The organism is Deltaproteobacteria bacterium, assembly GCA_019309045.1.
In the GTDB taxonomy this organism is placed as follows: domain Bacteria; phylum Desulfobacterota; class Syntrophobacteria; order BM002; family BM002; genus JAFDGZ01.
Map to the genome: position 1 here is coordinate 1 of JAFDGZ010000192.1, position 4,443 is coordinate 4,443.

General features: G+C 48.3%; 4 protein-coding genes. All 4 read left to right on the forward strand.

Features of this window, described 5'->3' with window-relative positions; all coding sequences use genetic code 11:
• Positions 1 to 84: 84 nt before the first annotated feature.
• Positions 85 to 732, forward strand: coding sequence for a carboxypeptidase regulatory-like domain-containing protein (locus JRI89_17620; GenBank protein MBW2073051.1), 648 nt, complete (start codon positions 85 to 87; stop codon positions 730 to 732).
• A gap of 608 nt (positions 733 to 1,340) precedes the next feature.
• Positions 1,341 to 1,577: a type II secretion system protein gene (locus tag JRI89_17625; GenBank protein ID MBW2073052.1), complete on the forward strand. Its 237-nt coding sequence runs from the start codon at positions 1,341 to 1,343 to the stop codon at positions 1,575 to 1,577.
• Entirely contained in the window at positions 1,567 to 1,905 is a 339-nt protein-coding gene (locus JRI89_17630; GenBank protein MBW2073053.1) for a hypothetical protein, read from the forward strand. Before JRI89_17625 ends, JRI89_17630 begins: the two co-directional genes overlap by 11 nt.
• Before the next feature lie 41 nt (positions 1,906 to 1,946).
• A partial coding sequence (locus JRI89_17635; GenBank protein MBW2073054.1) for a hypothetical protein occupies positions 1,947 to 4,443 on the forward strand: 2,497 nt, incomplete at its 3' end.

Consider the following 4,443-nt stretch of genomic DNA (forward strand, 5'->3'; position numbering starts at 1 on the left):
TTGCTGCTCTTTTTTGCCTCCAGCGTTTCTGCTGGTTGGTGGCATACAGGCTGGGAAAGACACTACAGGAGGAGTGCCCAGGACATGGAGAGAGTGCATCCCTGGGCGCGCCTGATTCGCAGCGGCGACATTACCGGCACAGTGGTTTGCGAAGAAGACATTACCATCCCGGTAGAAGGGGCAAAAGTCTTCATTGCAGGGGCATCCTTTGTTGCCATCACTGATGCAGAGGGCACGTTTAAAATCTACAACGTCCCCAGGGGAACTTATGACCTTGCCGTAGAATCTACTGAGGGCATGGGCAGTGGTCAAACTGAAGTAAAGGTGTATCCTCGAAGAGTGACTAGATTGGCAGAGCCGCTGGTGGTGAAGTGCGAAACTGAAAATGAAGTAGGCAACGATGTGCCCCCACCTCCAGTGTTAGAATCTATTGTAAAATTGGCTGACGATGGTTCAGCAACTCGGTCTTTTTTTGGCAGTGAAGACAAATACCAACTGACAGTCAGAGCAGAGGCTGGATCTTTGGTACATCTTTTCACCTCAGGAGACTGTGCAGACGGCACTGATTATACCCAGGTAACAATGCCGCAGGGCAGCGGCAATGTAACTCTCACCTTCCAGGTCTCTCTGGCATCCTTCTTTTCAGAAATATCCCTGAGTGCGGAAAACGATCTTGGCATGTCCGACTGTGCAGGTCCACACCAACTCTCAGAGGCCTTGCTCATGGAGTAGCAAGCCTCTGCACTTGCAAAGAACGGCGGCTGGAAGAAACCTCTTCCGCCGCTGTTTTTTTTGAAAGCTCTAGCAATGCGGATATCACATATTGCCTTTTATTCAGCTCTTGGTGCAGCAGCGATTCTGGCCGCCGCAGTTCAGCCATGGGCCGATAGCAGCGCAAGTCAGCCCTGGTATGAACACTTCTCCAGATGAAACCTTGTGGTTGAGGCCAGCCCTGCAGCGGTGGTTTATCACGCTACCATAACGCAAGACATACTCAATTCATACTCAATTATTGACACGCCCCTGGCCTCCTCTGGCAGGCATATCGGGGCCATCTTACCTCGCCATGACCGGCCTGGCCCAAAATCTATCATTCTGGCTATAAAAATTTTTAAGACCTTCAAAACTTTTTATGGTTCATCTCTGATGGTGTGGCTATGAATGGCCAGTACCGTCCTTTATCATCATAACCATAACGCCCTGGTTTTAAAAATGTTTTCGTTTTTGCTGTCTTCTTGTGTCGACCGCCTGCCCCCCTTTCCTTCTGGCATATCCTTTGCTCAAAAGTCTGTGCACAACGTGCTGAGATTTTCCATCAACTTAGCGGAAAGAGTGTTGCCATGGCATTCACACAGTTAGCAGAACGGTTTAGAGCAGAGCCAGCAGGGCCACCGCAGGGGCTCAGCTTGGAGCGTGTGTCTGGCTCCTGGCGGCAGTCAGGCTTCACTGTAGTGGAGCTGGTAGTAATTGTATCGATCATCGGCATCATGCTGCTTTTTGTCACACTCAACTTTGCCGACCGGCGAAATAGAGAGAAGCAATATTACCAGAAAGTGGAGTTCGGTTATGAAAGATAACAAAGCAAATTACATTATCGTCTTTATTGTAGTTTTCATTCTAATTTTAGTTACACAGGGAGAAAGTACCGCGATTACCATTGGTAATATGAGTGATATTTCAAAACAAGAGCAAACTAGTGAGACGAATTTTCAGAAGACAATATTATTCTTAAAACTTGAAGGAGATAAAATCTATACAACAGCTGGTGTATTTATTATTACCTCTTCGGTAGAGCTCATAAATGAAACAGCTATTTCAGATCTACATGCAGGATTCTCCGGTACTCCTCCTAGTGTCAATCTTTTTTATGAGAAAAATAAACTAATAAGAATAATAGTACGATAAATTTAGTCTTGTCTCTTTCGACTCCATTTATGGAGGGTGTTATGAAATACCGTTTATTTTCTATGACAAATTACAAAAAATATTCAGACATGGCAGCTGCCTTTCTTGTCACTGTTCTGGTTGCAACTTTATTGTTTCCTACCTCAATCTTTGCCGAGCAGAATGCTGATTATGACTCCTTTCCCCCATATGTCTCCAAGTCGATTACTCCAAATGTGCTGGTTATTCTCGATAACTCCAACAGCATGGATGAAGACGTGGTCGGCAATGCGGTTGGCAGTGGCGCGACAAACAGCAGGTCTGAAATTGCCCGACAGGCAATACTTTCTCTTATCCAGGCCAATGCTGATAGAATGCGCATAGGACTTATGTCATACCAGCAGACGAATATTCAGCGCTACGAACTGCACAACAGCTTCTATTACTGCGCCTATGATCCATCCACCTATGACCCAAACGGCACATTTGCACCTAAAGACGACACCGTCAATACCATGCGCTATCCCAATCCGTCAGATGCAGGTCACTATATTTACTATGATCAGGCCCTGCCCATGTATAGCTCTGGCAGCCTGAACAATGCTTTCTGCTACTCTTCTGACTTCACCGAAGACGGCAACAGCAGCAATGACCACTATCGCTGCTACACCGCAAAAACTGGTCTCAGCGATCCACCACTTGGTCTGGCCGCAGGTGTAATCGAGAGTCCACCCTATAATTACACCAACTATTGGTTCAACACTACCTTCATCCCCACTGATGAAGATATTGCTGCGGGCTTCACAGAATTCGGCAAGCAGCTCTCCTGGGTGCACACTGGTCCTACCTGGTTTGCCAATTCCAGTCCTGGCAAAGGATTCCTCCACGTACCTGTAGCGGATTCCACCAGCGCCCATCTCGTTTCACTGCAGCAGAAACTCGATACTTGCAACTTCTCCACCAACCCAGCAGACCATCCCAACAATGATCTGGACACTCCTATTAGAAATGCTGGATTGACACCTATTGCTGGTACACTGGAGTCTGCCCGCCTCTATTTTGAAGGGAATCTGCCAGCCAATCAGGGCGGACCGCAGCCATCCCCTATAGAGTACTGGTGTCAGAAGAATTTTGTCGTCCTGGTAACCGATGGCTTGCCGAGTGTTGACAAGAATGGCGCCACAGCCGACGCCGACACCTTGCTCCCGGAAGTAGTAAACGAGGTGCAGCAGCTCCGCACCACCACTGTGGCCGGCTTCGCCAATCCCTTTGACATTCAAACCTTCGTACTCGGTTTTGCCATTCCCCCAGGCCTTGGTTCCAAGCTGGATGATATAGCTGTGGCTGGAGGCACCGATGTCAATGGACATGCCTATCTCGCCTCTGACGCTGCTGAGCTTTCCCAGACATTGAACAGCATCTTCCTGGAGATCTTCAAACGGGTGTCATCCGGAACCGCTGCCTCGGTGATATCCAATGCCAGGGCCGGTGAAGGTGCCGTCTATCAATCGATTTTCTATCCCAGCTTCAACGACTCCAACTGCAGCAATCCGGACTCTTATGAAATAAGCTGGGTGGGACAGGTGCATGCCCTGCTAGTGGATGCCTACGGCAATATGAGGGAAGATACCAACAATAATCGCACCCTCGATCTGCAGGCAGACAAGATTATTATCTTTCACAACAACTATGCTTACAAGTTTCCTGATAGCAACGGCAACGGCAGGCTCGAGCCTGGTGAGGGATTCACTGACACCAACAACAACGGCAAGCTCGACTTTGATGTAGACACTATTCTGGGAAGCGTCGAGCAGACTCCACTGACTGAAGTAGATTATCTCTGGTGTTCGAACAACTGGTTGAACGAAATACCAGATGCGAATATACCCAGCCAGCGAACCTACGGTACACCCAGCCAGAACAGATACATTTTTACTTTCCTGGATACTGATGGAGATATGGTGGCCAAATTTGATGGCAGCGAACAGGTGGCCTTTACCGAGGCAAACGCTGCTGCGATTTCACCTTATCTCCATCTTTTTGATCCCTTTGCCTACAGTGCTGCATCACCACCACCTGGTATCGATGTTGCCGATTACAGTGCTTTTCTGAACGCCCAAAGCGTACGTGAAATCAACTATATTAGAGGTCAGGACCAGGAAGATTCTTCGGTTGGGACCTCCTCGGTGATTCCCGCCATGAGAAGCCGAAAGGCAGATTATGACTGCGACGGCACTGTAGAGACCTGGCGTCTGGGCGATGCTGTTCATTCAACCCCCACTCTGGTAGGTCGCCCTGGTGAAAATTACGACCTGCTTTATAGAGATCAGAGTTATAGGGACTATTATGCCAAATACAGACACAGGCGAAATGTTGTCTATGCAGGGGCAAATGATGGCATGCTGCACGCATTCAATGCCGGCTTTTTCGATCCGGCTACCAAGAAATTCTGGAAGGGTTACGATAAAAACGATACTGACGGTGATGGCAACCCCTTTACTGATACTGGCGGCTTTGAACTCGGCACTGAATTGTGGGCTTATGTTCCCTTCAACCTGC